General features: G+C 68.0%; 13 protein-coding genes. 5 read left to right on the forward strand and 8 right to left on the reverse strand.

Features of this window, described 5'->3' with window-relative positions:
• The first annotated feature begins 159 nt into the window (after positions 1-159).
• A complete protein-coding gene (locus MC380_RS06695) occupies positions 160-1,407 on the forward strand; it encodes a DNA/RNA non-specific endonuclease (RefSeq protein WP_242163805.1) in 1,248 nt (415 codons plus the stop codon).
• 52 nt (positions 1,408-1,459) lie between these two features.
• Positions 1,460-1,849: a hypothetical protein gene (locus MC380_RS06700; RefSeq protein WP_242163807.1), complete on the forward strand. Its 390-nt coding sequence runs from the start codon at positions 1,460-1,462 to the stop codon at positions 1,847-1,849.
• A gap of 110 nt (positions 1,850-1,959) precedes the next feature.
• Here MC380_RS06700 and MC380_RS06705 read toward each other — a convergent pair whose 3' ends face one another.
• The 5 genes from MC380_RS06705 to MC380_RS06725 all read right to left on the reverse strand — a co-directional run bounded on the left by MC380_RS06705 (position 1,960) and on the right by MC380_RS06725 (position 7,681).
• A complete protein-coding gene (locus MC380_RS06705; RefSeq protein ID WP_242163810.1) occupies positions 1,960-4,077 on the reverse strand; it encodes a TonB-dependent siderophore receptor in 2,118 nt (705 codons plus the stop codon).
• A 123-nt stretch (positions 4,078-4,200) separates the two neighbouring features.
• Positions 4,201-5,142 (reverse strand): heme o synthase, encoded by a 942-nt coding sequence (locus tag MC380_RS06710; protein ID WP_242163811.1) that lies wholly within the window; start codon positions 5,140-5,142, stop codon positions 4,201-4,203.
• Positions 5,143-5,185: 43 nt separating this feature from the next.
• On the reverse strand, positions 5,186-6,385 hold the full coding sequence (locus MC380_RS06715) for a COX15/CtaA family protein (protein WP_242163813.1): 1,200 nt from the start codon (positions 6,383-6,385) through the stop codon (positions 5,186-5,188).
• Between the two features lie 10 nt (positions 6,386-6,395).
• Positions 6,396-6,962, reverse strand: coding sequence for a hypothetical protein (locus MC380_RS06720; RefSeq protein ID WP_242163814.1), 567 nt, complete (start codon positions 6,960-6,962; stop codon positions 6,396-6,398).
• Positions 6,959-7,681, reverse strand: coding sequence for an SURF1 family protein (locus MC380_RS06725; RefSeq protein WP_242163816.1), 723 nt, complete (start codon positions 7,679-7,681; stop codon positions 6,959-6,961). Before MC380_RS06725 ends, MC380_RS06720 begins: the two co-directional genes overlap by 4 nt.
• Before the next feature lie 83 nt (positions 7,682-7,764).
• On the opposite strand from MC380_RS06725, the gene MC380_RS06730 reads away from it, so the two are divergent.
• Complete coding sequence (locus tag MC380_RS06730) at positions 7,765-7,983, forward strand: twin transmembrane helix small protein (protein WP_242102356.1); 219 nt, start codon at positions 7,765-7,767, stop codon at positions 7,981-7,983.
• Between the two features lie 9 nt (positions 7,984-7,992).
• On the opposite strand, the gene MC380_RS06735 is transcribed toward MC380_RS06730, so the two are convergent.
• Together MC380_RS06735 and polA are read right to left on the reverse strand one after the other, a co-directional pair.
• A complete protein-coding gene (locus MC380_RS06735) occupies positions 7,993-8,496 on the reverse strand; it encodes a YetF domain-containing protein (protein ID WP_242102355.1) in 504 nt (167 codons plus the stop codon).
• A gap of 552 nt (positions 8,497-9,048) precedes the next feature.
• The gene (polA, locus tag MC380_RS06740; RefSeq protein ID WP_242163818.1) at positions 9,049-11,847 is read right to left on the reverse strand and encodes a DNA polymerase I; all 2,799 of its coding nucleotides are present in this window, start codon (positions 11,845-11,847) and stop codon (positions 9,049-9,051) included.
• Positions 11,848-12,009: 162 nt separating this feature from the next.
• Between polA and MC380_RS06745 the strand changes: the two genes are divergently transcribed.
• Positions 12,010-12,228 (forward strand): DUF2782 domain-containing protein, encoded by a 219-nt coding sequence (locus MC380_RS06745; protein WP_242102963.1) that lies wholly within the window; start codon positions 12,010-12,012, stop codon positions 12,226-12,228.
• Positions 12,229-12,327: 99 nt separating this feature from the next.
• Here the strand turns inward: MC380_RS06745 and MC380_RS06750 are convergent, their stop codons facing one another.
• Positions 12,328-13,881: a hypothetical protein gene (locus MC380_RS06750; RefSeq protein WP_242163820.1), complete on the reverse strand. Its 1,554-nt coding sequence runs from the start codon at positions 13,879-13,881 to the stop codon at positions 12,328-12,330.
• 267 nt (positions 13,882-14,148) lie between these two features.
• Here MC380_RS06750 and MC380_RS06755 point away from each other — a divergent pair, with 267 nt between their 5' ends.
• On the forward strand, positions 14,149-15,642 hold the full coding sequence (locus MC380_RS06755) for a serine protease (RefSeq protein ID WP_242102352.1): 1,494 nt from the start codon (positions 14,149-14,151) through the stop codon (positions 15,640-15,642).
• The last annotated feature ends 6 nt before the right edge of the window (positions 15,643-15,648 follow it).

A 15,648-nucleotide genomic window follows, 5' to 3' on the forward strand; every position in this document is an offset into this window, starting at 1 on the left:
CAACAACCCGCTCTGCTCCGCCAGCGCGTTGTGACGGCAATCGTCGCGCTCCGTCATCGAAACCTATTCTGGACCTCGGGTTGGTCCTAGATGTCGCCAGCGCTCCCGGCCCTGTAGTTTGGTGCGCACGGCTTCAGACACCGCCTACGACGTGCCGCGATGACTTTCGAAGCGTTCCACACCCTTCCGCCGCCGATTACGCCCTTCACCGAGTTGCCGTCACCGCTCCGCGATCTGTTCGCGCAGCCCGCCAGCGAGGGTATGTCGCCTGGCCTGCTGCAGGCGGATCCCGGTGAAGTGGATTTCGATCTGGATCCGCAGTCGGTCCGCATCACCGGCGAGCATGAAGACCAGTGGAACACCAGCTACACCGCCAGCGGTGAGATGCAACTTTCCGCGCCCGGCACGGGCACCACCACCGTACCGGTCAGGTTTGATGTGACCCTGCGCAACGAGAACGCCACGCCGGCGCAGATGCGCGCGGTGAACCCGTTCGATCCTGCCACCATTCCCGAGCGCACGCGGATAGAGGTCTATGGCCGCGACTACGCCGGCACGCCGCTGGAGGAAAGCTTCCGCGCGCTCGCCGACGCCAACGATCTAGCCTCGATCGACGAGTTGCGCCTGTCGCTGGAAATGACCGAGGACGGCGAACTACGGGTGATGACCGGTTCGAACGAGCTGTTCGACGCGCCACGCGAGCACGGGCCGTCCTCGCTGCCGGGCGATCGCGAGGATTTCAGCCGCCACACTGCGATGCTGGCCGACCCCGCCGGGGCCGACCGGGCCGGCTACAGCGCGATGCTGCTGCACGGGACCTTTCCCGACGATACCGTGGGCACGGTTGAGGATGTCGAAGGCGACACCATCCGCGGCACCGTGACCGAATCCGTTTCGGGCGAAGTAAACGACGTGATCTGGACGCTGGATGGCGAAGGCCGGCCGACCGAGGCCGAAGCCACGCTGACCTGGGAACCGGGCAGCGGCGGCCGCGATTCCGACCGCATCGAGGCCAACGCGCAAAGCCGGTTCCGCAGCGACAACGACATGAAGGGCAGCGGCGACGACGTCGGCCACATCATCGCCTACCGCTTCGTCAACGGCCACGGCGCGGTCAACATGTTCCCGCAGGAAAGCAGCCTCAACCAGCGCGTCTACGCCCGGATGGAACAGGAGTGGAGCGACTGGCTGGCCAACGGCATGGAAGTGCGGATCGACGTCGACCTGACGCCCGACAACGTGCGGCGCCCCGACGAGGTGCAGGTCGACTACGAGGTGATCGATCCGGCCACCGGCAACGTGGTCTACGACCCGTCGCTGATCGTGTTCGAGAACCGCGGCGGACAGGCGTTCGACGCGATCGCCGAATCGCGGATGGACGAGATGATCGACACCGCCAATGCCTGACGGCACACTCGCGGTCAACGCACTGCGGGCCGGCACGACCAGGGAAGCGGCATTGGACAAGAACGCGCTGATCGACCGTATCGGGAAGCTGCTGATGACCGACCCCGCCGTCGACCAAGCTCGCTGGGACGGCTACGCGCTGATCGTGCGCTATGGCGAGCCGGGCCTGGCCCGGCGGATCAGCGGCTTCCGCTACCTCGACGATGGCGGCTTTGAAGCCGCCACTCCGCGAACCGAAGCACTGGGGCCGGCACTCGACGCACTGCGCGAGGCAACACGTATCGCGGACAAGGCGCCGTGGGATGCCTGCGTATTCCGCATCCGCCGCGACACCCGCAAGCTGCATGCCGAATTCGAGTACGACAGGCCCGAGCGCTGGGATATCGCGTCCGACACGCTGAACGAGGTGGCCGAGCGTGCCCGGCCGTCAAGGACGGAGTGAGCCACCTCGTTTCAGTTGCAACGCGACGCTCGCCGCTTGCACGTTGTCCTCAGCTACGCTGCGCGTCGCGAGGCCGGGACATACGCTTGCGACGCGGGCGAGAAATCGCATCAGAACCGATAGCCCACCGTCAGTGAGACGTTGCGTGGTGCCGCGTAATAGCCCTGCTCCCAGTACAGGCTCGGCAGGTATTTCTCATCGGTGACATTGTCGAGGTTGAGCGTGGTTTCCCAGCCGTTCGACGCGCGATAGCCGGCCATCAGCCCGACGATCGCATAGCTGTCCTGGCGTATCGTGGTCGCCGCACCGTCCGCCAGGAAGGCTTCGCGGTGAATGCCGTCCTGCCAGCGCAACGAACCGCCGACGCGCAGGCCCGGCACCGCCGCGACCTGGGCCACCGCCGAGGCACGCAGCATCGAACGCGGCACATAGGTGCGCGACGCGTTGCCGTCGCCATCCTCGATGTCGAGCCGGGTCCAGCCGGCGGCCAGCGACCAGATACTGCCGAGTTGGCCGGCCACGTCCAGCTCGAACCCGCTCGATCGCGCATCCTGCCCTTCGTAGATCGAGCGCCCGGTTTCCGGATCGAAGCCCGCGTACAGCGCCAGGTGGTCCTGCTCGACGCGGAATGCCGATGCGGACGCGTTGAGGCGCCCGCCGAACCACTCGCCCTTGATGCCGGCCTCGGTGTTGGTGCCTTCGATCGGATCCAGCGGCGCACCGTTCGCGTCCAGCTCGGTCTGCTGGGCGAAGATCCCGCCATGGCTCGCATACAGCGAGTAGCTCTGTGCGAAGTCCCACACCGCGCCCACGAACGGCGTGGTGCGCGAGGTTTCGGTGGCCTTGGGCGTGCCGTAGCCGCTGCCGTCCATGCGCACGCGGGCATGGTTCGCGCCGGTGATCAGCTTGAACGCGTCCGCCAGGTTCCAGCGCGCGGTGGCGTAGAGCGTCTCGCGGCGGAAGTCGAAGTCCGATCCATCGGAGAACGCATCGAACGACGGCTTCGGATAACCTCCGTCGAATTGCTCCAGCGGCGGCAGCGGCGTGCCGATGTCGGTGCCGTAGCCAGACAGTTCGCGGACGTTGCCGTCGGCGGAACTCGCTCCGAATACCAGCTCGTGCCGCCGCCCGCCGATCGCGAACATCCCGCTGGCGCGCACATCGCCATACAGGAAGCGCACGTTGTTGTCGTAGGACGACGGATACGAGAACAGGCCCAGCCCGGTCGCGCGATCCGGCGTGCCATAGACGTAGAAGATTTCCGCGTCCTCGCGTTTGTCTTGGTGGGTCAGCGTGCCCTCAAGGGTCCAGCCGTTATCAAAATCGTGAGCCAGCTCGGCGAAGGCGCGCGTCTCGCGCGTGTCCCAATACGACCAGTCGCTCGCGGTGCTGGTGCTGCGGTCGTAGTCGGTCGGCGTGCCATCGGTGTAGTACAGCGGCAGCGCGCCCCACAGCGGGCTGTCGGCGTTGTTGTCCTGGTGCGAGACGCCCACCGTCAGCAGCGTGCGTTCGCCCAGGTCTGCCTCGACCACGCCGTAGGCGACGGACTTTTCCAGCGCGTAGCGATCGAGATAGCTGTCGCTGTCGTCGTATGCCGCCACCGCGCGTGCGCGCACGTCGCCGCTACCGAGGGGCGATGACACATCCGCTTCGATACGCTTGCGGTCCCAGCTGCCGAACGTCGCCATGACCGAGCCGGCGAGATCATCGCCGGGTCGCTTGCGCACGAAATTGATCGTGGCCGAAGGATTGCCGGTGCCCGACATCAGCCCATTGGCACCGCGCAGCACCTCGATGCGCTCGAAGGCTGTGGTGTCGATGTCGCCATTCTGGATGCCATAGGGCAGCGGCACGCCGATGCCATCGAACTGGAAATTGGTGATGTCGAAGCCGCGCGCGGTGTAGTAGGTGCGGCTGGTCTCGACCCGCTCCACGCCGATGCCGGTGGTGGACTCCAGCGCGTCGTTGAGGTCGTCCAGGCCGAAGTCGTCGAGCTGCTCGCGGGTCAGCACGCTGACCGACTGCGGGGTCTGGCGCAGGCTCAGCGTCAGGCCGGTGCTGGTGGAGCTGGGCGGCGGTGCGTATCCCGCAGGTCGGGTTTCGCTGACCACGATGCGGTCGAGGTCGGTTGCAGGTGCGGCGGCTTCGTCGGCCAAAGCCGCGGCCGGCAGGCCGATGGACAGCAGGATCGCCCACGCCAGTGGCGTGGTGTTGAGCGGGTGTTTCATGAAGGGTCCGAACAGGGGGCGAGACCCGCGCCGCGGCTCAGCGCCGGCGCGGAGCGCGCATCTTATTGCGAACCATTCTCAAATGCAAAACGTTCTCGTTTGAAGACCAGTGCCGCTACGTGGCTAGCCAGCCGGCCGCAGCTCGAACGCCGGCGCCGGCTGCAGCCACGGCAGCAGCCAATGGTCGAGCAGCAGGAAGGCGAACAGCGCCATCAGGTAGACAATGGAATAGTTGAAGACCTTCATCGCGAACAGTTCGTCCGGCGGGTCGAGCAGTTTCCATGCGTACCAGACGAACACCGCGCCGAGCACCAATGCGCCGCCGAGATAGAACAGGCCGCTCATGCCGGTGGCCCATGGCAGCACGGTCGCCGCCACCAGCAGCACGGTGTACAGCAGGATCTGCCAGCGCGTGTACTCCACGCCGTGGGTGACCGGCAGCATCGGCACCAGCGCGCGCGCGTAGTCCTCGCGGCGGAAGATCGCCAGCGCCCAGAAGTGCGGCGGTGTCCACACGAACACGATCAACACCAGCAGCAATGCATGCGCCCAATCCCATTCGCCGTGCATGCCGGTCACCGCCGCCCAGCCCAGCAGCGGCGGCGCGGCGCCGGCGATGCCGCCGATCACGATGTTCTGCGGCGTGGCGCGCTTGAGCCAGGCGGTATAGACGATCGCGTAACCGATCAGCGATGCGAAGGTGAGCGCGGCGGTGAGCGGATTCACCAGCGCGATCAGCACCGTCATCGACGCCGCACCCAGCAGCACCGCGAATGCCAGCACCTGCGCTGGCCGCAGCGAGCCGGTCGCCAGCGGCCGGTCGGCGGTGCGCACCATGACCTTGTCGATGCGCTGGTCGATCAAATGGTTGATCGCCGCGGCCGACGCGGCCGCCAGCCAGATGCCGAGCAGGCCGAACAGCGTCTGCCGCAATGGCGGCAACCCCGGCACCGCCAGGAACATGCCCACCAGCGCGGTGAACACGATCAGCGCGACGACGCGCGGCTTGGTCAGCGCCCAGTAGCTGCGCAGCGGCGTGGCCTTGGTGCGCGCGGCGCTGGTCATCGGCGTATCCCGGCGCATGGCCCACATGGGGTGCGAAACGTGCTCATGCCGGCCTGCGCAGGCGCGCCAGCAGCGTGACCAGCACGAACAGCAACGCCGCTGCGCCGGCGTTGTGCAGCACCGCGACCGTCAGCGGCAGCTGCAACTTGACGTTGGCGATGCCCAGCGCGACCTGCGCGCAGGCCAGCAGCGCCAGCAATGCCGCCCAGCCGCGCATGCCCGCGCTGCGCCACAGCCGCACGGCGAAGGCCAGCAGCGCAGCGAACGCGACCACCGCCATCATCCGGTGCGCAAGCTGGATCGCGATGCGCGATTCGCCGTCCAGCACGCCACCTTCGTAGTCCACGCCGATGCCCCGCCACAGCACGAAAGCCTCGCGGAAATCGTGGCGCGGCCACCACTGGCCCACGCAGCGCGGGAAGTCGTTGCCGCAGGCCAGCGCGGCGTAGTTGGCGCTGGTCCAGCCGCCCAGCGCGATCTGCAGCCCGAGCAGCGCCAGCACCACCAGCGCCCAGCGCCGCAGTGCGACCGCCTCGGCCAGGCGGATCGGCGCGTCGGTCGCGCGCCACGCCATCCAGGTGAGCAGGGCGAACGTGAGCAGCCCGCCTAGCAGGTGGCCCATAACCACCACCGGTTTGAGCAGCCAGGTCACCGTCCACATACCGAGCAGGGCCTGGAACACGATCACCATCAGGGTCAGTGCGGCCACCGGCGCCAGGCCCTCGCCCGTGTTCGGGGCGGGCAACGGGGCCTGTGCCGCATCCGGCGCGGGGATCGACCAGCGCAGCGCGGCCGCCAGCAGCAGGCTTTCGCCCAAGGCCGCCAGTGCGAAGGCCAACACGTGTTGTCCGTGCATGTACAGCGGAATACCGAGCGCGATCGGCAGCGTCGCGCCGAGAATCCAGGCGACGCCGAAGCGCTGCCGGCGCGCAGCCAGCAGGGCCAGCACCAGGACCAGCAGGCCCAAAGTAGCAGCCAGGTGCCGGTGCACCTGTTCGCGCCAGGCCTTGTGCGGTTCCACCGGGCGGATCGCGGTCGCCGCATGGTCGGCGGCCTGCGCCGCGGCCGTTGGCCAGGCGGCACGCCCGTAGCAGGTCGGCCAGTCGGGGCAGCTCAGGCCGGCGTTGGACAGGCGCACGAAGGCGCCGAACACGATCACCCCCAGGGCCAGCGCGACCGCAAGCCAGGCGATGCGGTGGAAGTGGCGATAAGGGCGAACCCGCTGCGGGGCGGATCGGATCATGCGCGCCATGTCATCTCAGCTTGAGCAGCCGCGCCACGTCGGTGCGCAGGTCGGCCGGATCGAAGCCGGGCGCGTAACGCAGGATGACGAAGCCATTGGGATCGATCACGTACACCGGCACGCCGGCCGGATCGCGCAGGCGCGGCAGCTGCGCGCGCAGGGCTGGGTCGTCCTGCAGCAGTCGGGCGGCGGGATGGTTGCGGGCGCTGTCCGGCGCCGCGCCGATCCACAGCAGATGCACCCGGTCGGCATCGCGGCCAAACAGCTGCCATACCGTCTCCAGCTGCCCCGCCAGTTCCACGCAGGGCGCGCCGCAGCGCTCCGGCGGTGCCACGGCAATGCGCCACAGCCGCGCCTTCGGATCCCAGGCGTAGTCGCCGCCCTGCTCGAGCCGTGGCACGACGTTGCGCAGGTCGCCATAAGGCTGCAGCAGTTCGCCCCGGTTCTTGAGCTGAGCCGGGCGCCAGCCGGAAAAGCGCAGCGCGCCGGCGACGAGGAAGCTGCCGAAGAACAGCAGGGCGAGCGCCAGCAGCATCCTGCGGTTGCGACGGCGAAGTTCCGGAACGGGCTGGGTCATCGGGTTGGGCGTGGCTTGCGGAAGGTCAGCAGCAGCGCGGTGGCGAGCACCGCAGCGGCCAGCGCAAACCACTGCACCGCATAACCGAGGTGCCGCTGCGGCGGCAGGGTGTTGGGAAGGATGTCGAGGTCGCGGGCGTAACCAAGCGGGAGCGCGGGATCCAGCCGCAGTACCCGCGGTGGCAACGCGGGCGTCCCGAGCAGGGCCGCAACGTCGTCCGCGTCCACGGCGGTGGTGACTATTGTGCCATCGGCCTGGCGAGCCGCGACCGCAGCCGCCAGCCCGGGCGACGGGGGCGGCATCAGCAGGCCGCGGATGCGCCTCTGGCCGGGTACCGCTGCCACCGCCGGCATGCGCCGGTCGCCGGCGAGCGGCAGCCAGCCCAGCTCCACCAGCAGGCGCGACCCATCCCGGGCGAGGAACAGGCGATAGGCGCGCACGCCGGGGCGCTGGTCGCGCGACTGGTTGTCGAGCAGCACCGGCGGCGCGGCCGCAAAGGTGCCCTCGCCTTCTGCCCAATCGTAGTCGCGCGCACGCTGCGTGTCGCCCGCGCTCGCGAGCGGCTGCGCGCGGCGCGCATCGAGCACGTGCTGCACAGCGTCCAGCATCGCCTGCTTCTCGTGCATGCGCGCCAGCTGCCAGCGTCCCAGAGAGGCGAACGCCGCGATCGCCAGCACGGCGAGCGACCATCCGGCCGCCAGGGTGCGGCGGCGGTTCACGCCCGGTCCCCGGCCACCGCACGGCAGGATGGGCCAGATTGCGCGGATAATGGCGTCATTCGACACGCTCGCCGGAGCCAGACATGAGCGACTCGCTGAAGACGCTGCTGATCATCGCGTTCCTGTTGCTGATCCTGTGGAACCTGGGCGCCGGCCTGTATTACATGCTGGTCGACAAGGGCCAGACCAAACGCACGGTCAACGCGCTCACCCGCCGCATCGGCCTGTCGGTGGCCCTGATCCTGATGGTGGTCCTGTCGATCTGGATGGGATGGATCACGCCACACGGCGTGGGTCGTTAGCACGCCATTCTAGCGGGCCGGTTGCGCGTCGCCGGCGCTCGCTTCCTTCTGCACCACGCTGATCCGGCCGTTGGTCTCGAGCAGCGCGATCCCGACCTGGTGCAGATGGCGCACGCCGCTGGTGCGCAAGGCCTCGTCGAAGTCGTCGCGGCTGACCAGCTCGCGCCGCAGCACCTGTTCGAACAGTTTGCCGTCGCGCGCCACCACCACCGGCACGCCCTCGATGATCTGTTCCGCGCGCCGGCTGCGCGATGTGGCGAACGCCACCGCGTAGTTCAGCGCGATCAGCGTGCCAGCCATCACAAACGCGCCGGTCAGCGAATTGTCGCCGCCATTGATTCCGTTCTGCACCGCGTTCCCGATCAGGATCAGCAGCACCAGATCGAACGGCGTGAACTGCCCCACCGCGCGCTTGCCCGACACCCGCATCAGCACCATCACCATCAGATACACCGCCACTGCGCGCAGCACGAAGTGCCACCACGGCGCGGAAAGCTGGAACAGATCGGACATGGCCCATCCTCGGCGGGGATTGCGCCAACGGTAACCCCAAGGGCATCCGATTTTTGAAGGGCTAGCGTCCCTGGATCCCCGCTTGCGCGGGGATGACGGCATTGTTGAGAGCCCTCTTAGCAAGGGCACGGCGACAGCGTCGAGGAATTGGAAGCGATGCGGGACACGAGGTGAGCGCAGCTACCGTGTTCTCCCTGCGCATCAAGGAGAAGAGCCCCCTTAGTAAGGGGGCGCGCCGAAGGCGCGGGGATTGGAAGCACATAGCGGGGCCCAAGGTTTGCAACGCAAACCTTGGGTTTTTATTGGGCGTAGCCCAATAAAAAGCCCCGCTGGCAGGGGGGGCCGGCGGGGCTCGGGGAACGGGGCCTGGGGAGGGGCTTGCCGTTCCGGGATCACTCCAGGGGAGGGAGAGATCAGCGACGAACGTTGCATCCGTCGCGGCATATCTGACCACCCCGCGGATTGATAGTTCGTGAAGGCGTAGGTTAAGAATTTGTTGGGTTCAGCCGGGGTTTACCTGAAATCCGGGTCACGTCCGGCCACTGAATACGCCTAGTGGGCCTCGTCCCAGTTGAGCCCGGTGCCGCTGTCCACCACCAACGGTACGCGCAGCTCGGCGGCCGCGGCCATGCGCCGCCCGACCTCGCCCACCAGGGTACCGACGAAGGCCTCGTCGCATTCGAATACCAGCTCGTCGTGCACCTGCAGGATCATCAGCGCAGGGCTTTTTCCGGCGTCGTGGCGATGGTCCGCCAACCAGCCGTCCACCGACACCATTGCCCGCTTGATGATGTCCGCAGCGGTGCCCTGCATCGGCGCGTTGATCGCCGCGCGTTCGGCCCCCGCGCGTTGGGCCTGGTTGCCCTTGTGGATGTAGTCCAGGTACAGCCGGCGGCCGAACACGGTTTCGACATAACCCTGTTCGCGCGCCTGTTGCCGGGTGCGCTCCATGTAATCGCGCACGCCCGGATAGCGGCTGAAGTACAGCGCGATGTAATCCTGGGCCTCACCACGGGCAATGCCGAGCTGGCGCGCCAGCCCGAACGCGCTCATGCCGTACATCAGCCCGAAGTTGATCGCCTTGGCGGCGCGGCGCTCGTTGGCGCTGACCTCATCGAGCGAGGCCTTGCCGAAGACTTCCGCCGCGGTGGCGCGGTGCACGTCGTCGCCGGATTCGAACGCGCGCAGCAGCGCCGGGTCCTCCGACAGATGGGCCATGATCCGCAGCTCGATCTGCGAGTAGTCGCAGGCCACCAGCCTGCGCCCGGGCGGAGCGATGAACGCACGGCGGATGCGGCGCCCGTCCTCGGTCCGGATCGGAATGTTCTGCAGATTGGGATCGCTCGACGCCAGCCGCCCGGTGGCCGCGCCCGCCTGGTGATAGCTGGTGTGCACGCGCCCGGTGTCCGGATTTGCGATTTCCGAGAGCTTGTCGGTGTAGGTGCTGCGCAGCTTGGCCAGACCGCGGTATTCCAGGATCACCCGCGGCAGCGGGTGCTGATCGGCAATGGCTTCCAGCGCTTCCTCGTTGGTGGAGGGCTGGCCGCTGGGCGTCTTCACCATCGCCGGCAGCTTGAGCTCGTCGAACAACAGCGCGCCCAGCTGCTTGGGCGAGTCCATGCTGAACGTGCGCCCGGCCAGCTCGGTCGCCTGCTGCTGCAGCGAGAGCATGCGCCGCGACAGGTCGGCCGACTGCCGGCGCAGTTCTTCGCCGTCGATCAGCACGCCATTGGCCTCGATGCGTTCGAGCACCGGCACCAGTGGCATTTCAATCTCGCGATAGACGCGCTGCAGGCTCGGCACCGCGGCGAGCTTCTCCGACAGCACCCGATGCAGGCGCAGCGTGATATCGGCATCTTCGGCGGCGTAGCAGGTGGCATCGTCCAGCGCGACATGCGAAAACGGAATCGCCTTCGCGCCCTTGCCGGCGACCTGCTCGTAGCGGATCGTCTCGTAGCCCAGGAAACGCTGCGCCAGCGAATCCATGTCGTGCCGGCTGTTGCCTGAGTTCAGCACGAAGCTTTCCAGCATCGTGTCCTCGGCATAGCCGGCTACGTCGATGCCGTGCCTGCGCAATACGTGCAGGTCGTACTTGCCGTGCTGGCCGATCTTGCGCTTGAGCGGGTCGGCGAACAGCGGCGCGAGCATGCGCAACGCGGCGCTACGATCGAGCTGCACCGGCGCGCCCGGATAGTCATGCGCCAGCGGAATGTAGGCAGCGCTGCCCGGTTCCACCGCCAGGCTGATGCCGACCAGATTCGCGCGCATCGGATCCAGGCTGTCGGTCTCGGTGTCGAACGCGAACGCATCGGCCGTCTGCAGCGCCGCGATCCATGTGTCCAGCTGCGCCTGGGTGAGTACGCATTCGTAATCCCCCTTGGCCGACAGCGCCGGATCGATCGCCGCCTCCACCGGCGCTGAAGGCGCGACGAAGCCGGTCCCGCGCGCGCGGCCGGGCTCCTTCTCGGCAATTGATGCGGGCGCCGCACCGCCGTCGAGCTCCTTCAGCGCCTGGTTGAAACCGTAGCGCGAATACAGGCCGCGCAGCGTTTCGGCATCGCGTTCGCGCAGCACCAGCGTCTGCGGCGTCTGATCGAGCGCGACATCGGTCTTGATCGTCACCAGGGTGCGGTTGAGCGGCAGGCGATCGAGCGCAGCGCGCAGGTTGTCGCCGATCTTGCCCTTGATCGCACCGGCGTTGGCGATGACGCCGTCGAGAGTGTCGAATTCACCCAGCCACTTGGCGGCGGTCTTGGGCCCGCACTTGTCCACGCCGGGCACGTTGTCGATCGCGTCGCCCATCAGTGCGAGCATGTCGACGATCTGGTCGGGCCGTACGCCGAACTTCTCGATCACGCGCTCGATGCTGTCGAGCCGGCTGCCGCTCATCGTGTTGACCAGGGCGACCGCTCCCTGCCCGGCTTCGGCCGGGCGCACCAGCTGGGCGAAGTCCTTGTCGCCGGTGGAGATGGTGACGTCGATGCCCTCCCCCGCGGCCTGCAGGGCCAGGGTCCCGATCACGTCGTCGGCTTCCACTCCGTCGATGCGCAGGATCGGCATTCCCAGCCCGGCCACGATGTCGCACATCGGCTGCACCTGTGCCCGCAGGTCGTCCGGCATCGGCGGGCGGTTGGCCTTGTACTGCGGATACAGGTCGTCGCGGAAGGTCTTGCCCGGCGCGTCCACCACGAAGGCGGCGAAATCGGGCTGTTCCTTCAGATGCGCGCGCAGCATGTTGACCACGCCGAACAGCGCGCCGGTCGGCTCGCCGGCAGCGTTGCTCAGCGGCGGCAGCGCGTGGAAGGCCCGGTACAGATAACTGGAGCCGTCGATCAGGACCAATCGCTTCATCCCGCGATTCTACGCAGGCCGCGGTCGCGCTCACACCCGCCCAACGCGCTCGCCCGTCATAATCGCGGCGCCCGCGCAGTGCGTGAAGAGGAGCTCGCGATGAAGACCGAACTTGCCACTGCCCTGCTTGCGATCGCGCTGGCCGGTTGCGCCAGCGGCGGCATGGGACCGGAGATCCCGGAGAACGCGGTCGAGAACACGCGGACCGAGGCCAACGGCGATGTGATCACTGAGTACCGCGTCGGCACCCAGCTGCGGGTGGTCAAAGTCGTGCCCGCGCGCGGCCCGACCTATTACCTGTACGACCGCGACGGCGACGGCCTCGTCGACAAGGCCGGCGACAATCCGCCGATGACCTACTACGAACTGTTCAAGTGGTGACCGGCTTCCGCCGGCCAGGGGCTTCCCTCATGCGCTTAGGTCGGAGCTAGGTCCCCGACGAATCACGGCCGGCGCACGCGTCGGGCGCGTAGGCCCGACCTACTCCGGCGGATCGCGGGTCACCTCGAACCGTTCGACGTCCTCGCGTCTGAGCGCATCCACCGGTGCCGCGACCAGCGCGGTGGGCGGGTTGTCCTCGTCCCACGTGCAGGGGTTGAACGTATCGCCGTCGAGCGCGCGATCCACGGTCGCGGCCATCTGCAGCGAGTAATCGGCGGCGGCGAGGTCGAGGCCGGAGGCGGACGTCTGGCAACTGCCGCCGCTGTTCTGGCGGCGACCGAACGCGGTCGTGCCTGACAGGTTGCGGAACCAGTCGTCGCGATGGGTCTGCGCGCACGCGCCGCTCGGCAGCATGCTCGCAACCACCGGTGCCTGCGCGGTGCTGTGGCAGCTCATGCATGCAGAGGCCGGGTTGTCGACCGGGCCGTTGAGGCGGTCGTCGACGCCCAGATGCGCACGCGCGTATGCCGGCGCGTCGGGATTGATCCATGACTGTTCGATCGGCGGACCGCCCGGATCGTTGCCCCACATCAGTCCGACCGGCGCCATCTTCTTCCACGGCGAGGTGCCGGGCAGGCTGCGGTCGTAGGCGTAGGTGGCGAAGTACCAGCCGGTGGCACCGGCGCGCTTGTCTTTCACCGCGATGTCGATCTGCATCAGCCGCACCCGCACCGGATCGGCATCGGGGTTCGGCAGGATATCGACCTGCAGCGCACCGGTGAGCAGGTCCTGCGGGAACGCATTCGCCGGTGCGGCGCTGAACAGCAGTTTGAACACGAAGCTGTGCTCGGCAAAGCGCATGCGGTTCAGGCGCGGCGTGTCGACGCCGTCCTCGGACGTGTTCCACAGGCGCTGGAAGATGCGCCCACCGCGGGCATCGTAGTAGGCCACCGCATAGTTCTGGAAGGCGATCGTGTTGTCGCCGAGTTCGCCGACGCGCACGGTGCGCTCCAGGGTCATGCCGTGCGCGGCTTCGCGCGTGCCCGGCGCGTTGGTCGGGCCGTAGAACATTCGTGGCGCCGGATACCACTTCTGGTTGCGCTGGGACGCGGGCACGCTGCCGCCACCAGGGTCGAAGTAGTGCGAATCGGCGCTGAGGTTAGGCGTCAGCGCGCGCGCGGCGGCGCTGCTGAAGGCGTAATTGCGCAGCGCCAGTGCGTAGGCCAGGCGTTCGTCCGGATCGCGCGGATCGAATGCGCGCCATGGTCGCGAGCCGCTCGGAACGCCGGTCGACGCCTGCTCGAGCAGGTTGGGCTGGAACCATGGGCCGTCGTAGCCATTGGGCAACGTCGCCTTCGGCACGATGAAGTCGGCGAACCTGCCGCGGCACTGCGCGACGAAGCTGCCGCTCGCCTGTGGGCGCCCGGTGCCGGTGACCGACAGGCAGCGCGCGCCGGGCGCGCAGCCACTGGCGGCGGGTAGCAGCGCGGTGCGCGCATCGACGGCATCGCCAGCTTCTTCCCTGGCGACTGCGGTCGCCGATGTCCCGGTTGCAGCGGCGGGCGCCGCGTCGCGCACGTCCTCGCGTGCGCAGGTCGCCAGGGCGAGCGGTGCCAGCAAGGCGATGGCGAGCCGCGTACGACGGATGTGCATGAAACCTCCTCGCGCGGGGGCGCGGGCGTGGGGAAGCATCGCGAGGGCTGCGTCGCATGGCGGACGCGGCCTGGTGCCGTTTCATGGCGACAACGCAGGCCTTCGCCCACAGCGGACAGCCGCAGCCGAAATGTGTCGGCTGCCCGGCAAAAGTGTGAGCGCACGCGTGAAGGCCGCAATGTTGGCCCACACCCGCGACAAACGGCGTTGTCCCCATCAGCTGCGCCAATGCGCAGTGCGACACACCTTCCCCCGGAGGTTGGAGTCATGGGTTCCCGATTTCGGTACGTCCGCCACGCGCTGGTGCTCGGCGCGATCGCAGCTTCGTTGTCAGCGGCGGCGGCCTCCGCACAGGATGCTCCCGCCAAGCAGCGCATCAGCAGCGATGCCCTGCGCGAACGGGTCCTGTCCCGACCGCAAGGCGTGGCAGTGCCGGTGGAGATCACCAAGCAGGGCGATCGCGCCGTACTGCAGACCGCGGACGGCGCGGTGCCGGTGGCCAACCCCGATGTCATCTCCCAGCAGGTACGGCAGATGCCGGTGCAGGCCGTGATCAGCGACGCGCCGGGCGAAGCGGTGCAGGTGCAGGACGTGCAGCTGCAGGCGAGCAAGAACTGGAACGACCGCTCGCCGGCCTGGCGCGCGAAGTACCGCAACGTCGATGTCGCGCAGCAGCGGCTGGACGCGGTCGCCGAACGCGCGCTCGCGCCCGACGCAAGCGAGGCCGACCTGCGACAGCTCAAGCAGGCGACCGATGTCGCGCAGCAACAGGTGGTCGCGGCCTACAAGACGCTGCCGGAAGGCGACCGCAGCGAACAGCGCGCCCTTGTCGAGCAGCACGCAGAGTTGCGCCGCCTGGAGAAATCGCTGTACGGCCGCGACGACCGCTATCCCCCGCAGACCTACGAGCGCATCTACGCCAACTCGCGCGGCGCCTTCGCCCTGCGTTCGCGCAATGAGGACAAGCCGCGCTGCAGCGCGGTGCTGATCGGAGAGCGGTTGGCCCTGACCAACAACCATTGCATCTTCGAAGAGGCGCCGGACGAATTCGAGGCGATGTTCGACTACGAGGATGACCTGGCCGGCAACCAGCTGCCGCGCAAGACCTTTCCCGTGAATGCGATCCGCCTGACCGACGAGGACGAGCGCGGCAAGCTCGACTTCGTCCTGCTCGAACTGGGCGCGAACGAAACCGGCGCCCTGCCCGGCGCGCTGTATCCGGTGCAGTGCCTGTCGACCGCACGCGTGTTGCGCGACGAGCCGCTGTACGTGGTCGGCTATCCGCTGGGCGAACCACGCACCGTGCACGACAACACCTTCGTGTACTTCCCGTTCCGGCTGAGCGAGGACGAGTACATCGAACTCAAGCTGCTGGTCAGCGCGGAGTTCGATTCGATCGCGGCCGAGGAACAGTCCTATCGCGAGGGCAAGCTCAAGGAATTCGTCGACAGCTACCAGCGCCGCGAGGACGGCGACGCGCCGTACTACGAGTACATCAGCGTGCGCTTCGGTCAGCAGCCCACGATCGGCGTGGACAGCGATACCTATCGCGGCAATTCCGGCTCGCCGGTCTACCACCGCCGCAGTCATGCGGTCGTGGGGCTGCTGTTCGACGGGCAGGAAGACCTGTCGCAGCCTTGGGCACCGGGCTGGCGCTCGCACGAGGCGGTCCTGCCGATCGCCAAGGTCATCGAACGCCTGGACGCCGCCGCCCCGGAATGGCGCAGCGATCCGCGCGTATGCGTGCAGCCGGGGACGTGATGGAAC

The sequence above is a fragment of the Lysobacter sp. M15 genome (assembly GCF_022662515.1).
Lineage (GTDB): Bacteria > Pseudomonadota > Gammaproteobacteria > Xanthomonadales > Xanthomonadaceae > JAKPBU01.